The organism is Corallococcus sp. CA041A, assembly GCF_003612075.1.
In the GTDB taxonomy this organism is placed as follows: domain Bacteria; phylum Myxococcota; class Myxococcia; order Myxococcales; family Myxococcaceae; genus Corallococcus; species Corallococcus exiguus.
In genome coordinates, this window is sequence record NZ_RAWF01000678.1 from 1 (window position 1) to 433 (window position 433).

The window sequence follows — 433 nt, forward strand, 5'->3', positions numbered from 1 at the left end:
CATCAAGCAATTGTTTCGTACCACTAAATGAAGCGATTTTACTTGAAGATACAGTTGGAATTGATGCTAATTCATAGTCTGGTTTCGGACGTTTCTCAACATTTGGGAAACCATTAATTGTTACATTACCTATATATTCTAATGTTTTAGTACCTCTATCTAGAGACGGCTGAATGTCGAAAAGTTCTGGTGTTTCTTCAATAAATTTAGTTGTGTAATCACCACTTGTGAACTTTTTATTCTTCATTACATTAATTAAGAATGGAATATTAGTTTTAACACCACGAATACGCATTTCTCGTAATGAACGTACCATTTTTTCTTCTGCTTGTTTAAATGATATCGCATGTGTAGATAATTTTACGAGTAATGAATCATAATAAGGTGATATCTCAGCACCTTGGAAACCATCTCCAGCATCAAGACGTACACC

The 433-nt window shown here is 33.5% G+C and carries 1 pseudogene; it reads right to left on the reverse strand.

The features are described from left to right. Positions 1-433, reverse strand: a pseudogene (locus D7V77_RS42685) (pyruvate carboxylase); the annotation flags it as partial.